The sequence below is a fragment of the Fictibacillus nanhaiensis genome (genome assembly GCF_036213205.1).
GTDB lineage: Bacteria > Bacillota > Bacilli > Bacillales > Fictibacillaceae > Fictibacillus > Fictibacillus nanhaiensis_E.
In genome coordinates this window covers 154045-171127 of the sequence record NZ_JARMFC010000020.1, presented here as the reverse complement: position 1 = coordinate 171127, position 17083 = coordinate 154045, and the positions used below count along the sequence as shown (strand labels likewise).

At 36.3% G+C, this 17083-nt stretch carries 22 protein-coding genes; 9 read left to right on the top strand and 13 right to left on the bottom strand.

Annotation, left to right across the window (positions count from 1 at the left end; translation table 11 throughout):
* Window positions 1-38 precede the first annotated feature (38 nt).
* The 3 genes from P4V41_RS18060 to P4V41_RS18050 form a co-directional block, all read right to left on the bottom strand.
* Window positions 39-881 carry an aldo/keto reductase gene (locus P4V41_RS18060; protein ID WP_328086580.1) on the bottom strand — a complete coding sequence of 281 codons (843 nt, stop codon included), beginning with the start codon at window positions 879-881 and terminating at the stop codon, window positions 39-41.
* Window positions 882-907: 26 nt separating this feature from the next.
* Window positions 908-1867, bottom strand: a complete 960-nt coding sequence (locus P4V41_RS18055) for an LLM class oxidoreductase (RefSeq protein WP_328086579.1) — start codon at window positions 1865-1867, stop codon at window positions 908-910.
* A gap of 200 nt (window positions 1868-2067) precedes the next feature.
* Window positions 2068-2622, bottom strand: coding sequence for a GNAT family protein (locus P4V41_RS18050; RefSeq protein WP_328086578.1), 555 nt, complete (start codon window positions 2620-2622; stop codon window positions 2068-2070).
* Between the two features lie 170 nt (window positions 2623-2792).
* On the opposite strand from P4V41_RS18050, the gene P4V41_RS18045 reads away from it, so the two are divergent.
* Window positions 2793-3845 (top strand): ArsR/SmtB family transcription factor, encoded by a 1053-nt coding sequence (locus P4V41_RS18045; protein ID WP_328086577.1) that lies wholly within the window; start codon window positions 2793-2795, stop codon window positions 3843-3845.
* Window positions 3835-5067 carry an MFS transporter gene (locus tag P4V41_RS18040; protein WP_328086576.1) on the top strand — a complete coding sequence of 411 codons (1233 nt, stop codon included), beginning with the start codon at window positions 3835-3837 and terminating at the stop codon, window positions 5065-5067. Before P4V41_RS18045 ends, P4V41_RS18040 begins: the two co-directional genes overlap by 11 nt.
* A gap of 77 nt (window positions 5068-5144) precedes the next feature.
* On the opposite strand, the gene P4V41_RS18035 is transcribed toward P4V41_RS18040, so the two are convergent.
* Entirely contained in the window at window positions 5145-6179 is a 1035-nt protein-coding gene (locus P4V41_RS18035; RefSeq protein ID WP_328086607.1) for a zinc-binding dehydrogenase, read from the bottom strand.
* 212 nt (window positions 6180-6391) lie between these two features.
* Here P4V41_RS18035 and P4V41_RS18030 point away from each other — a divergent pair, with 212 nt between their 5' ends.
* Complete coding sequence (locus tag P4V41_RS18030; RefSeq protein ID WP_328086606.1) at window positions 6392-6958, top strand: MEDS domain-containing protein; 567 nt, start codon at window positions 6392-6394, stop codon at window positions 6956-6958.
* 83 nt (window positions 6959-7041) lie between these two features.
* On the opposite strand, the gene P4V41_RS18025 is transcribed toward P4V41_RS18030, so the two are convergent.
* From P4V41_RS18025 to P4V41_RS18010, 4 genes are read right to left on the bottom strand one after another with little or no spacing between them, the layout of a single operon-like run.
* Entirely contained in the window at window positions 7042-7566 is a 525-nt protein-coding gene (locus tag P4V41_RS18025; RefSeq protein ID WP_328086574.1) for a GNAT family N-acetyltransferase, read from the bottom strand.
* A complete protein-coding gene (locus P4V41_RS18020) occupies window positions 7563-8255 on the bottom strand; it encodes a diphthine--ammonia ligase (protein ID WP_328086573.1) in 693 nt (230 codons plus the stop codon). The genes P4V41_RS18025 and P4V41_RS18020 overlap by 4 nt, the downstream gene beginning before the upstream one ends.
* 24 nt (window positions 8256-8279) lie before the next feature.
* A complete protein-coding gene (locus P4V41_RS18015) occupies window positions 8280-8483 on the bottom strand; it encodes a helix-turn-helix domain-containing protein (RefSeq protein WP_066392329.1) in 204 nt (67 codons plus the stop codon).
* 19 nt (window positions 8484-8502) lie between these two features.
* Window positions 8503-9075, bottom strand: a complete 573-nt coding sequence (locus P4V41_RS18010; protein ID WP_328086572.1) for a DUF2975 domain-containing protein — start codon at window positions 9073-9075, stop codon at window positions 8503-8505.
* Between the two features lie 190 nt (window positions 9076-9265).
* Here P4V41_RS18010 and P4V41_RS18005 point away from each other — a divergent pair, with 190 nt between their 5' ends.
* Window positions 9266-10462, top strand: coding sequence for a DUF418 domain-containing protein (locus P4V41_RS18005; RefSeq protein ID WP_328086571.1), 1197 nt, complete (start codon window positions 9266-9268; stop codon window positions 10460-10462).
* 46 nt (window positions 10463-10508) lie between these two features.
* Here P4V41_RS18005 and P4V41_RS18000 read toward each other — a convergent pair whose 3' ends face one another.
* Window positions 10509-10649, bottom strand: a complete 141-nt coding sequence (locus P4V41_RS18000) for a hypothetical protein (protein WP_328086569.1) — start codon at window positions 10647-10649, stop codon at window positions 10509-10511.
* A gap of 21 nt (window positions 10650-10670) precedes the next feature.
* Window positions 10671-11522: an aminoglycoside 6-adenylyltransferase gene (locus tag P4V41_RS17995; RefSeq protein WP_328086568.1), complete on the bottom strand. Its 852-nt coding sequence runs from the start codon at window positions 11520-11522 to the stop codon at window positions 10671-10673.
* Window positions 11523-11709: 187 nt separating this feature from the next.
* Between P4V41_RS17995 and P4V41_RS17990 the strand changes: the two genes are divergently transcribed.
* The 4 genes from P4V41_RS17990 to P4V41_RS17975 are packed head-to-tail and all read left to right on the top strand — an operon-like array spanning window position 11710 to window position 14742.
* Window positions 11710-12264 carry a sigma-70 family RNA polymerase sigma factor gene (locus tag P4V41_RS17990; RefSeq protein WP_328086567.1) on the top strand — a complete coding sequence of 185 codons (555 nt, stop codon included), beginning with the start codon at window positions 11710-11712 and terminating at the stop codon, window positions 12262-12264.
* A complete protein-coding gene (locus P4V41_RS17985) occupies window positions 12254-12856 on the top strand; it encodes a hypothetical protein (protein ID WP_328086566.1) in 603 nt (200 codons plus the stop codon). The genes P4V41_RS17990 and P4V41_RS17985 overlap by 11 nt, the downstream gene beginning before the upstream one ends.
* Window positions 12849-13721, top strand: coding sequence for an ABC transporter permease subunit (locus P4V41_RS17980; protein ID WP_328086565.1), 873 nt, complete (start codon window positions 12849-12851; stop codon window positions 13719-13721). The genes P4V41_RS17985 and P4V41_RS17980 overlap by 8 nt, the downstream gene beginning before the upstream one ends.
* A 1-nt stretch (window position 13722) precedes the next feature.
* On the top strand, window positions 13723-14742 hold the full coding sequence (locus P4V41_RS17975; protein WP_328086564.1) for a peptide ABC transporter permease: 1020 nt from the start codon (window positions 13723-13725) through the stop codon (window positions 14740-14742).
* Between the two features lie 279 nt (window positions 14743-15021).
* Here the strand turns inward: P4V41_RS17975 and P4V41_RS17970 are convergent, their stop codons facing one another.
* The 3 genes from P4V41_RS17970 to P4V41_RS17960 form a co-directional block, all read right to left on the bottom strand.
* The gene (locus P4V41_RS17970; protein ID WP_328086563.1) at window positions 15022-15222 is read right to left on the bottom strand and encodes a hypothetical protein; all 201 of its coding nucleotides are present in this window, start codon (window positions 15220-15222) and stop codon (window positions 15022-15024) included.
* A 98-nt stretch (window positions 15223-15320) separates the two neighbouring features.
* Window positions 15321-15974, bottom strand: coding sequence for a pentapeptide repeat-containing protein (locus tag P4V41_RS17965; RefSeq protein ID WP_328086562.1), 654 nt, complete (start codon window positions 15972-15974; stop codon window positions 15321-15323).
* A 138-nt stretch (window positions 15975-16112) separates the two neighbouring features.
* Entirely contained in the window at window positions 16113-16607 is a 495-nt protein-coding gene (locus tag P4V41_RS17960; protein ID WP_328086561.1) for a lactoylglutathione lyase family protein, read from the bottom strand.
* Window positions 16608-16729: 122 nt separating this feature from the next.
* On the opposite strand from P4V41_RS17960, the gene P4V41_RS17955 reads away from it, so the two are divergent.
* Window positions 16730-17068, top strand: a complete 339-nt coding sequence (locus P4V41_RS17955; protein ID WP_328086560.1) for a helix-turn-helix domain-containing protein — start codon at window positions 16730-16732, stop codon at window positions 17066-17068.
* Window positions 17069-17083 lie beyond the last annotated feature (15 nt).

Below are 17083 nucleotides of genomic sequence, written 5' to 3'. Positions count from 1 at the left end.
GAAGCAGCTAGCTTGGCTCTTTGAATCTGACACTACTGTTAAAAATCAAAATTGTCTGGATCTGGACCTACACGTTTATCTTGATTTAATGTATTAATCTGTTTCATATCTTCTTGATCGAGTGTAAAGTCAAACAAATCAGCATTTTCTTGGATGCGGTGCTCTTTAATTGATTTTGGAATGATTACGACTTCATTCTGTAAATGCCAACGCAGAACAACTTGTGCAACAGACTTTCCGTGTTTTTTTGCGATGGATGAAAGAACGACATCCTCAAACAATTGTCCTTGCATGAGTGGTGCCCACGCCTGAATCTGAATGCCTTGAGATTTAGAAAACTCTCGCAAAGACTTCTGGCTCAAACATGGATGGAGTTCTACTTGGTTGATCATTGGTTTGATCTTGGATGTTGTCATCAATTTTTCAAGATGATGAATTTGGAAGTTACTTACACCAATCGCTTTTACTTTACCTTCTAGATAGAGAGTTTCAAGAGCTCTCCACGTTTCTGTATATTTTCCTTCTACTGGCCAATGAATCAAATAAAGATCAAGGTATTCAAGGTCTAAACGCTTTAAACTTTCATGAAATGCTGCAATTGTTGATTCATATCCTTGATCTGCGTTCCATAATTTTGAAGTGATAAATAATTCTTCTCGGGAAAGTCCAACTTCATTCATCGCTTCCTTAATTCCTTGTCCTACACCTTCTTCATTTTCATAGATGGCAGCTGTATCAATACTACGGTAACCATTTCTAATAGCAGCTTTCACTGAATCAATCACCGTTAGATCGTTTTCTACTTGAAAGACACCAAGACCAACCCAAGGCATCTTTACTCCATTGCTCAAAGTTACGCTATCTTTGATTGTATTTAACATTTCATCTAACTCCTTTAGTCTTGTTCTTATTTTGTTAATGCTGGGAAATGCGGAATCACTTCTTCACCTAGTTCTTGTATGACTTCCTTTGCTGGTCTTTCACTATCAAAGAGTGCAAAGAACAAATGATTAACTCCAGATTCTTTATACACTTGCAACAACTGGATTAAATGGTTGCGGCCCAATCTAAATCCTAAACGGATCGGTTGTGGAGCTTCGTTTGGATCCTCCGCTAGATCAAGGTGCATCGGCTGAGTAAATGGTTTAAACGTATCAGGATGATAACGCTCAACTAATTCTCTCCACCTTTTAATTGTTACTTCTTGATACTTAGGGCTACGAGGATAGTACATCCAACCATCTCCATACTCTGCAAACCACTCCATTTCCTGTTGTGCATAGCCTGTAATAAATGTTGGAATTCGTTTTGTTGGCTTAGGTACAAGATTAGATTCATGCACAGTTCCATGAGATGAACGAATTTCTGGATACTCGTTGTACAAAATCTCGTTAAGATATTGAAAAGCCTCCACAAACACTTCCCCTCGTGTTTCGTGCAATACGCCTAAAGCAGAAAAATCAGCTCGTCTGTCACCTGAAGATACACCGAGTAATACGCGTTCTGGAAACAGTTGATCCAACGTTGCAATCTCTTTTGCAACACGCAACGGGTGCCTTAATGGAAGTACAGCAGCGGCTGTTCCTAAAGCGATTTCCTTCGTATGACTGGCCAAATATGTCATATAGATCATCATATCGAAAATCTGTCCTACCGCTGGATCTCCAAAATTCGGGTCTTCCAACAGAACGTCGCGAAACCATAAACTTGTAAAACCTAATTCTTCAGCTAACTGCGACAATTCAACCTGCTGTTCCATCGTCGGTGTAGCAAATCTATAATTTTCAAGAGGGATGTGTAGTCCAAGTGTTAATTCACCCTCTTTATACATTCGATTGTAAGAACGATGATACTGAAATGGATTCATTATAGGTCATGTCCTCCTATCAAAAAATACCTTCATGAATGCAATCATACGCCCTTTAATCAAAAATAAAAGTACGCACTTACAAGTACGATAGGCACTTTCAAGTAACAATTGTGTAAATAGAAACATTTACAACATTAAAAAAAGCTGACAGCAAAAGGTTCTGTAATAACCTTTTTGTGACAGCTTCCCTAAACATTCTAGTTATTTTGTTTCCATTCTTCAGCCAACAGACCGTAAATCACATGGTCAACATAATGATCATATAGCCACTCAGCTTGACGAATCTTTCCCTCTTCCTGAAAGCCAAGTTTCTGTGGAATTGCACGGCTTTTTCTATTTCCTTCCGCTACTCTTATCTCAATTCGGTTAAGATTGATTTCATTGAAGCCATATTCTATGTATGCTTTACACGCTCTCATCATAATTCCTTTTCCTTGAAACTTTTGACCGAGCCAATACCCCATAACACCTAACTTATGTACTCTATTAATTTCGTTAAATCCAATTATTCCAGCGATTTTTCCTTTGTAGATGATTGCTGTAGTCTTCGGATAGCCTCCTGTTTCACTTACTCCTTTTAAGGTAGCTTTAATGAAAGCTAAGGAGTCTTCTTCCTCATTTGTATAGTCTAACCACCCTAACCATTCCTTCAAATATTCTTTAGATTGAATTGTTAGTTTAAAAAACTCTGAAGCATCTTTTTCATTAAACATGCGAAGAGATAGCTCCTCGTCAATTTTATAAATAAACATAACATCTAGCCCCTTTTTTCCTAATTTTAGCACAAACGCTTAGGTTACAGAGGTGAAAATACCTTTCTTTGCGATTCAAATATTTAAGAATTTTAAATTCGAAATATATTGAATAATATATTTTATTAATTTAGAATAAAATTAGAATTTATTACATTTTGGAGGTAGACATGAAAAAAATACATTCTCCTCATTCTCAAGAAACCGTATTACTATCGATTGAGAGTTCACCGGTATGGGAACTAGCATTAGGAATTGCAGGTTATACATATGCGAAGTTGCGACACACGTTTGAGCAAGATGAACTATGGACGAAGCGTAAGTCCTTCATGTCTGTTTCATTAGAGAATAATTTAGATGTCATGGAGCAGACAAATTTGTGGTATGGAATGATCATGCTACAGAACAAGGTTTCAGCTTCTTCAATTGGAGAATTTTCAATAAAAGTCGCTGAATTATCATCTACAGCTTTTTATGAAACACTGTTACCTTATAAAAATCGTTCATATGAGTCGCATAGAAATGAGACAGCGAAAAGTTATGAACAGCCTGATGCCTTTTATCAATATGCGTCAATATTTAAAGGACACGATTATTTAGAGGGATATGTACGTACACTTGCTGAAATTAGCCGCAATGAACTGCATTCCTTACTAACTAACACACTTTCGGAATGGTACAACTGGGTCAGTCAAAATACGGAATGGGAAAAGTGGATGCAAGCTCTCTCATTTGAAAAGAAACAGCATGGTTTTCTTAATAACAAAAAACCAGAAGAAGAAATTGAACGTATTACAAGAGGCGCAAAATATGTACCAGAACCTTCCGTTTGGGACATAAAACTCATTCCTCATGTATCGTACAGACCATGGATACTAGAGCAAAAAACATCAGATACAAAGTTGATCTTCTATCCATTAACTGATGAAGCGTTATTAGAGCCAGGTTCTCCTCCAAACGAACTTGTACGGGGACATAAGGCATTAGGTGACGATCTGCGATTAAAATTATTATATCAACTAATAAGAGGACAACTCTCTCTTCAAGAATTAACCATTCAATTCAACGTATCAAAAACAACTCTACATCACCAGTTATCACTATTAAAAGCCGCTAAATTTGTTAAGGTGGAAAAAGGTATTTATTCAGCTAACACACACCATATTCATTCGTTCTCCAACCAACTTCAGCACTATTTAGGAGAAAATACAAATGAAGAATAACTCATTATCTAGACCATTTAAAGCCCTCTGGATCGGGGAGATCATCTCCGAATTCGGAGGCGCTGCAGGTAGCATCATAAATGGACTTCTATTGTTCGAAATAACAGGTTCCAAAGAGTGGATGGGAGCACTTTGGCTTCTTTATTTTCTTCCTTCTTTAATTCTGCAAGGAATTAGTGCTCCATATCTAAATCACGTTATCAAAGAACGAATGATTATAAATATTCAACGATTCCGCTCTATTGCTTATACCCTTCCTCTGATCGGATACTTAAGTGGTACAGAGATCGGTACTATAGCTGGATTAGCTGTGTTGCAATGTGTGTTGGGACTTTTACAACCGATTTACGCTAGTCTTTCATTCTCCTTACTACCCAACATTTGTGAAGAAAAAGAATTAGTTACAGCCAACAGCTTTCTCGATGGAACCATGCGCCTCATGAGTTTTATCGCACCAGGTGTTACATCCTTACTTCTTTTAGTCAGTCCTCTATATGCCATCTACGGGTTATCCAGTCTTATGTTTTTACTGAGCTCCATATCGCTATCTCAAATTCCCCAAGTAAGCAAAAAAAGAGTAGCAACATGGTCAAAAAAATTCTGGTGGCAAGAAACAAAAGCTGGATGTCGCACTTTCATTCAATCTCCACAGTTATTACGACTTACTTTGTTATCATCTTCAGTACAATTTGCAGTAGGAGCAACTTTGGTAGTAAACGTACCTTTTATAAGAGAGGAATTGACCGGAGAAGCTTGGGAATATGCCATGTTTGCGGGAATGTTTCCGATTGGATATGCGCTTGGCATGCTGCTTCTTACAAAGTTACCTAAGAACAGCAAAACCATGTACGTTGGCCTTGTAGGTGGTGGGTTATCTTTTATCGCATTGTACTTAGCTCCATCTGTTTATATAGCGTGGGGATGCGAACTCTTAGGAGGAATCTTATTCCCGATGTTCAATGCCCAAAGCTCTGCTCTTTTTCAACGTAATGCTCCTCGAGAACGTTTATCACAATTAAGCGCAGTGAGGTTGCTTTTTCTTCGTATAACTATGCCACTCGGAATCTTATTCGCTTCTTCCAGTTTCTTAGGAATAAGTACACGTATGACATACTTTTTTATCGGTGTGATAATTGCAGTGCCGGGAATGTATTACTTAATCTGTACCTTGATTCAAAATAAAGATCATAATTTGAAAGATCGAGTTGAAATCTCAAGTTAAATGAAAAAATGGCGACCAAAACTAGAGAGTCCTAATTTGGTAGCCATTTCTTTACTTTTAATTTGAACACATTGTTACTAAGGAATTAATACAATCTTTCCTAACTTTCCAGCTTTTTTAAAATATGTTTGAGCTTCTCTCGCCTCTTGGAGAGAAAACGTTCGATCTATAACGGGTACAATCTTACCTTGAGAAATCGCATCTAACATTCGAACAAATTCTGCCCTTGTTCCTAAGACAGAACCATAAAGTGTTATGTGCTTTAAATATAAGGTTCTAAAATCAAGTTCTGTTTTCTGCCCACCGGCAGATCCTGATATACAGAACTTGCCTCCATTTTTTAATACTTGGAGAGAAATAGAAAACAACGCGTCCCCAACTACATCTAAAACAGAGTCAATCGGACCCCCGTTTATTTGTTGAATCTCATTTGCAAGGTCACTCGATTTATATGACAAGACATGAGTTGCTCCGAGTTCTTTTAGTTTTCCCTCTAACGTTAAGTCACCTACTACTGCAATTACTTTAGCACCAAAAACTTTAGCAGCAATCTGTACATTCAGTGAGCCTACACCACCGTTGGCACCTGTTACAAGGATAGTCTCATTCGGTTGAATCTGCAACTGTTCGACCATGTGCCAAGCGGTTAATCCACTAACTGAGAAAACGGCACTTTCTGTGAAACTCTGTAAAGGCATATCAAAGCAAAGATATGCTGGCCACACTACATATTCAGCATATCCTCCGTCATACTCTGACCCTATAAAGGACATATCATCAGAGATATGTTCCGACCCTTCTTCTCCACTTGATGTAAAAGGAAACAGAACAACGTCCTTTCCGATCATAGAAGAGTCAACTTGTTTCCCTGTTTTCACAACTGTACCTGTAATATCAGAGCCTGGTATTCTCGGAAATTGCACCCCTTCTGGTCGCCAACCAGATTTGGAATCCTTCCCATATGCTCCTTCTCTCATCCAAATTTCAGTATTATTGATTCCACAAGCCTTAACCTGTATTAATACTTCATTTTCTCCTGGCTCTGGTATATCTATTTCAACCACTTCTAATTTGCTTACATCTCCATATCCAGTCACTTGAACGGCTTTCAATAAAATCATCCCTTTTCAATCCATAATTTGTCTCCACACATACTGCATTCGTCAATAAAAAGTTATTGCCTTATCGCTACTTCTCTTATAGTAACCCAAAAATAAAGGGATAAAACCGCCATACCAACGTAATTTAAAACAACTTTAGCTTTTATCCTGTAAAACTAGTAAACTAATAGAAATACCTACCCGAGGGTTGTGATGATTTGAAAATGAGTATGAACGAGTTATTTAAACAAAAAAGAAGTGTCCATGTGCTTTATTCTTACAATGGAATGAAAAATTACATGAAACAAATAGTTAGCTTTATACTAGAAGGTACCTCTTTAGGAGAGTACGTTGTAGTTATTGAAAACGAACGAATTTATCGAATGGTTCATAAAGAGCTCATCAGTCGCTTAACTCCAGAACAAATGAAGCTTGTTCATCATGTAAATAATTTCGATTTTTATTATTCAAGCGGCAGCTATCATCCGCCTGCGATTTTTGATTACTTTTTCAAAACGGTTAAATCATATGTAGATAATAACCAATCTTTCCGCTCATGGGCACATGTTGAATGGGGCACGATGGAAGATCCCTTTCATCTGATCGAGGATCTTGAGAGAATCGTAGATGATGCGGTCAATGAACTCGCATTCCCACTCATTTGTGCATATGAAGGTGAAAGGATGCCAGAACATCTTCAGACAATCTTATTGAAAACACATCCCTATATTCTTATAGACGAAGAATTCAATATATCAGACCAATATAAATTAAGAGTTAACAATAAATAAAACACTGCGATTGGCAGTGTTTTCAACTTATAATTGGCCATAAAGCTTTTTCCAGCACATACTAATAATAAATCCAAAAATTTTTACTTGATCATCTTCTCCATTCGAATATCCGCCCACATTCGGTCCTCATAATACGTGAATGCCTCTACTCTACCAATTTCTGAGTATCCAAGTTTCTGATAAAGCATTTGTGCGGTGGCATTGAATTCAAAAACACCAAGCTCGATGCGGTTCAACCCATACCTTTTCATTTCACTTTCTAAGTATGTTAAAGCTTGGTAACCAACTCCTTTACCTCTTCCAACCGATTCACCTATTGTAATACCTAACCATGCCGTTCCTTCTGTTCTCTTAAAAAGGTGAGGAGGATCGACCATATAGTTCATCTCACCTACTAATTGATCATCTACAAAGATCAAAAAAATCTCGTGAAACTCTAAACGTTGATACAAGTCTTCCATCGTGATGACTCTTTTACTTTCGAGCTCTACTCTATCTTTATTCGGTCGTGTTAATGGAACAAGCTTCTTGTCGTTCTCCCAACGATTTAAAGCTTCCACTACGTTTTCTTCAGGTTTTAACATTTTTCTAAATTGAATGTTCATTTCATAACAGCCTCCGTATCCTTATCTATGAACCTGCATGAATGTATGTCGAGCGACCATAATCCTGAATTTAAGATAACATCTGAGGTAACAATCTCTAGCCTTTTTTGGAAAATTGGTCCGTCTACAACAAATGTATGATATTCTCCATGTTCACCCATTGAGCAACTCTTTGTTGTTTTAATATCCTCACAAAAACTTGCATTTAACACGCGACCTGTCCAAGAGGAGTCCAAGACATCTGCTGAAGCTCGACAAACAATTGACTGGAAACCTAATGAAATAAATTCTTCCAATAGTTCAGATGCTTGTTCTTCTAATATCCATACTGGAAAAAGAGCTTCTAGACCTGCTTTTTCCGCAACCTGTTTATTCCATTTACGATCTTCTTCCATATACAAACTACCGAATGCGATTGCATCTAACCCAAGCTGTTCCTTTATAGAAGTCAAAGACTTTACCAAAGAAGCTTCATACTCCCCAGCTGAATCCACCATAATTAAAGGAAGATCGATGGCATCTGCTTGTAATTGTAAGATTTCTAATGGAATACCATGGGCATGATTTCGTGCATCCTCTTCAGAAACCATGGATATTAAGCATACAACTTCATGCTTTTCTTGAAGCAATCGATATAGAGCTAAGCAACTGTCTTTCCCGCCGCTCCAGCTAACAGCTACTTTTTTCATTTAAAAATCCTCTCTCCTTCTATTTTAGTCTTCAATATATTCGATCAGATCGCCTGGTTGACATTCTAGTACTTTACACAAGGCATCAAGTGTTGAAAAACGAATCGCTTTTCCTTTTTCATTTTTAAGTACAGAAAGATTAGCAGGGGTGATATCAACCAGTTCAGACAATCGATTTAATGACATTTTGCGTTGTGCCATCATAACATCTAATTTTATTCTAATCATCGAAATCCCTACTCCACCTTTAGATTGTGTGTTTATTTTCTTCTACTGCCTCTACGGCAACCTTTAGCGCAGAGGCTAGAATCATTACGAAAACCCCTGTGAAAAACGTATCAACATAAGCTAGGCCAGTATATGTTACAGAAGCGTTCGTTACATCAATTTCCTTAAGTGCTTTTGTCATTAAAAGCTCGTCCATAAATGTAAAAGCTGATCCAAGTACGAGAATTGTGATACCCATCTTGAATAAAACCTTAACGTTTTCCATCATAAATAAACTCTCTTGGTGTAAATTCTTTAACAATTTTCTCATGAGTCTTAGGAAAATTAATGCAAAAACAAACATAATGATAGAGGTCACCAATGAGAGGACGATGAATTCTTCATCCTTATAAAGTAAAGGTTGCTGATCAAAAACTAACGTTAAGTTGCTGTACACAGGATCAAATGCACCGAAAGACTTTGCCAATTCCCCTGTTGGACTCATTAAATAAGACAAATGATATACCAAGGTAAAAATACCAATAAGACCAATAACATAAAAAAGAACTGAGCATAATTTCGCTCCATATTTATAAAAAATTTTCCACTTCATCTTTCTGCTCCTCTTCTTTAATTCCATAAATTTAACATACCATAAAAGAAGGATAAAATCTCAATAATCATTATTTTTTTATCGTAAAACAATAATTAATTGTTGAATTTTATAAAATGCGCTGTTATAGTTATGTCGTCGACGCATTTGTTAGGTATTGGTAATTATGTAGATAAAGGGGATTATTAACATGTCATTGGTCAAACAGAGAATAAACATCATTGATGGTATTAGAGGATTTAGTTTATTAGGGATTCTTTTAGCAAACCTACTCATTTTCCAGTTCGGAATCTTTGGAAAGGACGAAATTCATTATTATCAATTATCAACCGTTGATACATATGCTTACTACTTCACAAAAGTGGTGATTGAAGGCGCATTCCTTCCCATCTTCATGTTCATCTTTGGGTACTCTCTTATTCTTATGCGTAACAAGTTAAAGGAAAATAACAAACGCGTAAAGTGGCATCTGTTCAGAAGATTTGCTTTACTGATGACTCTTGGGATCTTGCATAGTACGTATTTATGGGAAGGAGATATTCTTTTTGTATATGGGCTTATGGGCTTGCTGCTTTTAGTCATGGTAAATCGTAATCCAAAGACACTATTAATTTGGGCTACTCTACTATTCTCTCTTCTCTTCATCGGTTCCATGTTTGAGGCAGAAGAAATTAAAATGATCAGTGATAACAAGATAGATGCTTATATGAAACAAACACAAGAAATCTATGGATCAGGAACGTACTCAGAAATAAGAGCACACAGTCTTGATGACGAAATGCTTGATATGAGTGGTGGTAAAGCCGCCTTCATGTTATTTTTAACTCCTTTTGTTCTTAGTCCGATGTTTCTTATTGGTATGTATGCAGCACATCGAAAATGGCTGCAAAATACGTCTTCTAAGATTAAACAGTTTACAATTTTAAGTAGTTTATTTATACCATTCGGACTCGTACTAAAAGCTACCCCTCTACTAAGCAACCAGTGGGATTATCGTTTTGATATGAGTATGATCGGAGGAAGTATGCTTGCGATCGGTTATATCAGTTTGTTCGTCTATATGTATAACCACCAGAAGTTCAGACGCTTTTTAAGTGGTTTTGAAAGTATGGGAAAACTATCATTAACAAATTACCTAATGCAATCTATTATTTGTACATTTCTATTTTACGGGTATGGTTTAGGTTGGTTTGGTGATCTTAGTGTAATTCTGGCCACTGTAGTAGGTGTTATACTCTTCGGAACTCAAGCATTCCTTAGTTCGATTTATTTAAAACATCTGCCCATCGGTCCAGTGGAATATCTTGTACGCTTGGTCGTCTACTTAAAGATACCTAAATTAAAAAAACATGCTTCTTTAGAGGATAATCATAGAAAAGCGATATAAATAAAGATAGCTGTCCACACAGGGACAGCTACCTTTTGTTTAACTGTTATTTCTCATCTAGACGATCCGCTATTCTTTTTAGTGATTGATTCATTCGATACAGCATGACCAAGACAAAGATTCCTACAGCTATTGGAATAATAAAAGTAAATAAGCCCATAAACGCTAGCCCTGATGCTCCACCCATACACTCACCACCTCATGCAAGTTAATAATCAATGAGAACTTTCTTCAAAATCTCTTCTTCCCATTTCTGTTCAAACGTAATTTCGACGACTTTACATAACTCTTTATGTAATGTTTGAAATTCAGGTAAGATATTCTTTAAGACTCTTAACATGTCCTCTTCTTTAGGGTTATAGCGCCATCCAGAAAGATGCATGCGCTGCCAGTCAGCTAACGGACTTCTAATTCCTTCAACCTTAGACCAATCACCAAAGTTATTTGGCTGTAGCCCTGCCATCATATACCATCCAGACACCATAGAATAGATGAGGTTATCTAAACATTGTTTTGCGTATGAGAATTCATCTCTCATGATTCGCCTATAGAACTCATGGACATATGCGAAAAATTTATTGCGCCAGATCTCCACTTCTTCTTTAGATGGTGTATAGGATAGGTGATTTGATTGTTGCCTAATTGAGTGTACTCGTCCATCCGGATCATAAACTATTTTTAAATGTTTCATCCAAATAGAAGGATGAAGATCTTGTATCTTGTAATAGAAAGTATCTACTTTAATAAACGAATCGTAATGAGCGATGGAATAGTTTGTCCAAGGAAAATCTTCATAGAAAAGAACATTTCCCCAATTCGCTGCTCTTTTCTTCTTATATGCTCGATATTCCTCAAAAACTGCGTCTCGCACAACAATACGAAGATCAATATCTGAGTATAGATCTGTGTTTCCTTTTCCGATCGATCCGCCATAAAAAACCGCCAGAACATTTGTATCTGCCATAAGGTCTCGTTCTATAGCGCTCATTAATTTATTCCGTTGTAACGGCAGTTCTCTATCCCTCCTGCTAAACAGCTTTCTTAACGCTTCTAATCCCACACATTGAAAATCAGCTCCCCATTATAGTCTTCCTTTTCTATTCCTCTTAAAGTAGGAATGTACCTTCTAATTGGATAAAAAAGGTTTTTCGAATAAATATTCGAAATGGTTATTGTTTAGAAAAAAATTCCAACCTTTACTAAAATGAATCGTCTTTAGTTAAATATCTTTTTTATGAGGGATGCAGATGAAACTAAAATCATTGCAGAATCAAACATATGATTACCGCGAAGAACAATTTAAACGCATTATAAAACAGTATGGAGAAAACATCTTACGTCTATGTTATTCCTATGTTAAAGATCAAGCAAAGTCTGAGGACATTCTTCAAGATACGATGTTAACTGTTTATTTACAGATGGATGAACTGCGTGATAAACAAGCGATCAAAAGCTGGATCTACCGAATTGCAATAAACAAATGCAAAGATTATTTAAAAAGCTGGCAATACAAACAATTGAGGCTTTCTCAGATGCTAACTTTTATAGCCTCAAACGAAAGATCAATAGAGTTGAAGTTAATTATCCAAGATGAAACAGAGCAACTCGTTCAAGAGATTATGAAGCTAAAACCTAAGTATAGAGAGGTTATTCTCTTATTTTATTACGAGGAATTATCGCTGCAAGAAATTGAGCAAGTTCTAAAGATAAAGTCTTCAACCGTCAAGTCGAGACTCTATCAAGCAAGACAACTTCTTAAAAGTAGATTAGAGAAAAAGGGGGGATCTACATTTGGAAGATAAACTACAATATCTAAAAAAACATATGGATCAGCGTATATATAGACATATCAAACTCACCTCGCAAATAGAGAAAGATATTTTACAAAATAGTAGAGAGCAGAAAACCGTTAAACCTTCGTTTTATTTTGTAAAAGACCTTATGATTACGGCGTTATTTTTACTTTTCGTGACAATTAGTATTCCACTTCTCGTTTCAAAAACAGGAAATAATTCGTCAACAAGCTATATGTCCATTCCGTTTTTAATAAAAGCTGAAAACTTGGCAAAACAAAAAGGTTTGACCGAGGAAATTTATAATCTTAAACAAAGTGAAACGTCCTTCTCGATGGAAGTGATGATTTCAGATAAGGGTGGAATAAGTGATTATAAGAAGGAAGTAAAAAACGTGTTAATAACATACTCAAGGCTATATCAAATGCTTTACCCACATCGAAAAAACGTATGGGACATGAAAGATGTGACTGTTTATCTTTCCTACAATAATGACCATCCAGCACTTTATGAAGATGATATTTCTAAAGACTATATACTTATTGCACGCAAACCTGCAGGATCAAACGGTATCGAATGGAGCATGCCGGAAGATGAATAAGGTGCTGAAGTGGGTCAATCATTCATTATTAGCCTGTATTCATTTATTCCTGTCATTAGTTGGAATTATAGCGTTGGGTGCTTCACCCGCTCTTTTTAATGGACTTACACTAAATATCACACAATATTTTCAAGCATTCGGGAACCTAGTTGCAAGTTTACTAGTACCCTCTACGTTAACGTATTCCTATTATAAAGTTGTACGCCCTTTGTTTCCTGAAATTCTAATCAGATACAAAGAATCTATAATTATATTCGCTTGCTCATTTATCATTTCATTAATATTAGCTGTACTTATTGTTTATTGTCTTACCCGTCTTAACCCTAGGATTGTAAACAGAGTTAAGCAGAGCCTTGTATACCTTGAAGCTTTGCCAGATATTTTAATCATTATGACTTTGCAGTTGTCTATCGTTTGGTTGTTTAAGAAAACCGGTATACTCGTTGTGGAAGTTGCAGCGGCTGGCGATCAAAAGATAAGAGGACTTCCTATCATCTGTTTAAGTATTCCTACAACCATAATGTTTACGAAGATTTTACTTTTACGTACAGAAGAAGAGTATGAAAAACCTTATGTATCACTTGCAAGTGGTAAAGGTTTAAATCATTTCAATGTATTTTTCAAACATGTGTTAAGAAACGTCTTGCTTCGTTTCTTCTTTTTTACAAAGACCAATATTTGGCTTATGTTATCTAATCTTTATATTATTGAATATTTTTTTAATTCTATTGGTCTATTTATCTTTGTGAAAGACTATAACAGTATCGAAACATTTACTGTTGCTCTATTACTCATTTATATACCTATTTTTATTTATTTCCAGCTGTTCAGACTATTTACTTCACATCTAAAAGAGGTCGTCTAATATGTGGTATTTTTTCATACGCCAAAAAAGAGCTGTTTCTGCTCTTGTGTTTTTAGTAACTCTCGTATTATTAAGTATTGGAAATTCATTTATTCATGATGGAGAAATCAGACGTGTATCCTTACTTTTTGATAAAAACGGAACAGTGAGTGCTGCACCCTTTGCACCTTCAGCTGAATTCTTATTAGGAACGGACCGTAAAGGGTATGATTTACTTCATCTCATCATTGAAGGTGCAAAGTGGACAATAGGTGCTGGTCTACTTATTACTTTCATGCGCATTTTTATTGGCTTATCAATAGCGATCGCCCTCGCTAAATTTAAGAAATCATTATTCCGAAGCTTTGAATCTTTTTTTGATAGTTTTTCAGTTATTCCAATGACCATGATTTCCTATTTCCTCTTGCAACACGTCCTTACGTTTAGTAACGGTACTACTCCGGAACCCTTTTACTTAAGGGTTGGCTTTCAGATGATGATATTAATTATATTCGCCGTTCCTACGATTACGTTCTATTTAGGCAATGAAATAAAAATACTACTCAATGAAGAATTTGTTTGTTCTTCTAAAATATTAGGGGGTCGCTATCCTCATCTTCTAAGAAAGCATATTGCCCCCCACCTCAATCCAATACTTATCATCTTGTTTTTGCAGCAATTCATTCAAGTTCTTGTCATCCTAATACACTTAGGAGTACTTCAAGTATTCTTTGGAGGAACCATTGTGTTTCATGGGGGAGATATCGATTCTGTTACACACGAATGGACGGGTTTATTAGGGATGTATTATCCTTCATTTATGTCACATCCTTGGATTCCACTTGTCCCAATTCTTTTTTTCACCTTAACCATAATATCGAGCACATTTATACTTTCAGGACTGGAGCGAGCTTACTTTTTATCTAAACAAAACGGCTTTAAAGAACAAATTAATCCTATTAAGGTAATACCAGCTGCACCTTCTTTTTCATTTATTGAAGAGAATAAAACGAAAAAAGCTCATTTCCCTCTAGATGGGTAATGAGCTTTTTTGTGTTTTAGAATCTTTTTGTTATCAAAGAAAGACTTGCTTAAAACAAATGATAACATGTTGAACAAACTTGACTGCCTTTCATTGCACGATGTGTGACTTTATTACATTTGGGACAACTAACTTTGATTGAGTCTTCTTTAAACATATGTTTCAAGTTAAAGAGCACTCCTTCTCCAAAAGTAATAGAGCGAACGTAATACTTTAAACTGAAGTATCCAACTACACTTACGATCAAGAGCAGAAGAGCTACATACAAGATGACTCCTCCTAATTTCTATTTAGATTCGTACGTTTTTGTGCCTGCCAAACGTGAATCATACTTGGAACTCCAACACTCATACTCACGATGAAACTCCACATCACGAAGCGCCATTCACCGGTATAAATAGCTATGATTATAAAAAACAACAGCTGTCCTACAAGAGCAAATAACGCAGCAATCCAAGCAAGTGTAAGGTTCTCCTTCATTTCATCTCTCCTAGTGGAAAATGATTTACATATATGAAGTCATGTCATAAGTGCCTACACTTTAATATTAACATAATTATCCATTTTTCAGTTAATTGTTATTCATCTTCTTTTACGTTTAATCCTAACAATGTGGAAAACACGATTGCTTGCTCTCGGGATACGGTACATCCCTTTAAACTTGTGATGTCTACATGAATGGTATTGAATTTACATGTACTAATATCAATCCCGTTTAAGGATGTTTCTGTAAAATCGATTTCCTCGATATTACACGCCTTAAATTTTACTGTATTAAGCTTTGTTTCATAGAAGTTAGCATTCTTAAGTGATGAATGATCGAACAAAACCGGTTTAAGGTCTGTTTCTACAAACTCACTCATGTCTAACATGCAGTTCTCAAACGTTACATTTCTAAGATTCGCTTTTTCGAAGTCTATACCCATCAGCTTACATTCTTTAAAATGAACGCGATAAAGGATACCTTCTTTAAAATTTGTGTTGGAAAGATCACAGTTTTCAAATACAACATCCGTCATGTCCACTTTATAAAAACTGGAGTGGATTAGTGTCACATTATTAAATTTCACTTTGGATAGAATCAGCTTGTCGATTTCTTCATTCTCTAAAAATGCTCCCGTAATTGAGCAATCGTGGAGATATGGATCATCTTCTAAATACAAATCCCGAAACCTTGCTTCTTCTAATTGTCCTTGAATCTTAGGCAGATCTATTTTGAATTTCTTTGCCATTTTCATCACTCCATTTCCGTGATTGTGCTATATCAAGCTTACAGAAGTAAAAAAGCAAATTGTAGTCTTTTCTTTTCTTTACCAGTCTGTGCAAAGAAAAAAACCGCTGAACAAAATGATCAGCGGTTGAGAGGTTTATTAGTACGCTCCCTGAGAATAGGTAAGCTCATAACTATGTGTATAGATTTCAAAGATGTTGCCGAATGGATCTTCTACATAGACCATTTTATAAGGCTTTTCGTTCGGATAATATTCACGAATTGGCATGCGCTGTTTACCGCCAAATTCTTTAATTTTCGCAACGATTCCTTCAATGTCAGGGTCTTGGATACAAAAGTGGAACAAACCTGTCTTCCAGTACTCGAAATTGTTCTCGGGCTTTTCGTTATGAGGAAACTCGAACAGTTCAACTCCGATCTTGTCACCTGTTGCTAGGTGAGCAATTCGGAAAGTCTCCCAATCATTACCGAAAACATCACGGCACATTTGTCCGATTGGTGTATCATCATTCTCTACATCAGAAGGCTCCATGATGACGTACCACCCGAAAACCTCTGTGTAAAATTTAATCGCTTCTTCTAAATTTGGCACGGATAATCCGATATGAGAGAATGTTCTTGGATAGATTGGCATAATCGTATTCCTCCTTTAAGTGTTGTTTACAGGAATCATTATACCCAGACATACTTCTCGTATGTAAGAACGCACTTTAAAGTGACATACTATCCTTGAGGTAAGAAAGGACTGTTATGCTCATGAAAATAACAACACATGATGATGGAAAATTAAAATGCTCGATTGAATATACATTGCAAAAGATCGGTGGTAAATGGAAAACGGTTATTCTATGGCACTTAGGTGTGGATGGCACATTGCGGTATAACGAACTAAGAAGTCTGTTGCCAGGGGTTACACATAAAGTTCTTTCTCAGCAGTTAAAGGAACTTGAAGAAGACGGATTCATTGATCGAAAATCGTACAATACAGTACCTCCAAAAGTAGAATATACGGTGACAGCATTCGGTTCGACGTTAATGCCTATATTAAAACAGATGCATGATTGGGGAACAGAGCACGGAGATTTAGCAAAATAAAAGGAGTTCAGTGCT

What these genes read in the sequence shown, in the direction of transcription:
- P4V41_RS17955 (WP_328086560.1), top strand. Translation starts at nt 16,730, where the DNA reads ATGAAAATAACAACACATGATGATGGAAAATTAAAATGCTCGATTGAA.
- P4V41_RS17980 (WP_328086565.1), top strand. Translation starts at nt 12,849, where the DNA reads ATGAATAAGGTGCTGAAGTGGGTCAATCATTCATTATTAGCCTGTATT.
- P4V41_RS17990 (WP_328086567.1), top strand. Translation starts at nt 11,710, where the DNA reads ATGAAACTAAAATCATTGCAGAATCAAACATATGATTACCGCGAAGAA.
- P4V41_RS18030 (WP_328086606.1), top strand. Translation starts at nt 6,392, where the DNA reads ATGAGTATGAACGAGTTATTTAAACAAAAAAGAAGTGTCCATGTGCTT.
- P4V41_RS18055 (WP_328086579.1), bottom strand. Translation starts at nt 1,867, where the DNA reads ATGAATCCATTTCAGTATCATCGTTCTTACAATCGAATGTATAAAGAG.
- P4V41_RS18000 (WP_328086569.1), bottom strand. Translation starts at nt 10,649, where the DNA reads ATGGGTGGAGCATCAGGGCTAGCGTTTATGGGCTTATTTACTTTTATT.
- P4V41_RS18050 (WP_328086578.1), bottom strand. Translation starts at nt 2,622, where the DNA reads ATGTTTATTTATAAAATTGACGAGGAGCTATCTCTTCGCATGTTTAAT.
- P4V41_RS17970 (WP_328086563.1), bottom strand. Translation starts at nt 15,222, where the DNA reads ATGAAGGAGAACCTTACACTTGCTTGGATTGCTGCGTTATTTGCTCTT.
- P4V41_RS17975 (WP_328086564.1), top strand. Translation starts at nt 13,723, where the DNA reads ATGTGGTATTTTTTCATACGCCAAAAAAGAGCTGTTTCTGCTCTTGTG.
- P4V41_RS18005 (WP_328086571.1), top strand. Translation starts at nt 9,266, where the DNA reads ATGTCATTGGTCAAACAGAGAATAAACATCATTGATGGTATTAGAGGA.
- P4V41_RS18015 (WP_066392329.1), bottom strand. Translation starts at nt 8,483, where the DNA reads ATGATTAGAATAAAATTAGATGTTATGATGGCACAACGCAAAATGTCA.
- P4V41_RS17965 (WP_328086562.1), bottom strand. Translation starts at nt 15,974, where the DNA reads ATGGCAAAGAAATTCAAAATAGATCTGCCTAAGATTCAAGGACAATTA.
- P4V41_RS18010 (WP_328086572.1), bottom strand. Translation starts at nt 9,075, where the DNA reads ATGAAGTGGAAAATTTTTTATAAATATGGAGCGAAATTATGCTCAGTT.
- P4V41_RS18060 (WP_328086580.1), bottom strand. Translation starts at nt 881, where the DNA reads ATGTTAAATACAATCAAAGATAGCGTAACTTTGAGCAATGGAGTAAAG.
- P4V41_RS18025 (WP_328086574.1), bottom strand. Translation starts at nt 7,566, where the DNA reads ATGAACATTCAATTTAGAAAAATGTTAAAACCTGAAGAAAACGTAGTG.
- P4V41_RS18045 (WP_328086577.1), top strand. Translation starts at nt 2,793, where the DNA reads ATGAAAAAAATACATTCTCCTCATTCTCAAGAAACCGTATTACTATCG.
- P4V41_RS18040 (WP_328086576.1), top strand. Translation starts at nt 3,835, where the DNA reads ATGAAGAATAACTCATTATCTAGACCATTTAAAGCCCTCTGGATCGGG.
- P4V41_RS18020 (WP_328086573.1), bottom strand. Translation starts at nt 8,255, where the DNA reads ATGAAAAAAGTAGCTGTTAGCTGGAGCGGCGGGAAAGACAGTTGCTTA.
- P4V41_RS17960 (WP_328086561.1), bottom strand. Translation starts at nt 16,607, where the DNA reads ATGCCAATCTATCCAAGAACATTCTCTCATATCGGATTATCCGTGCCA.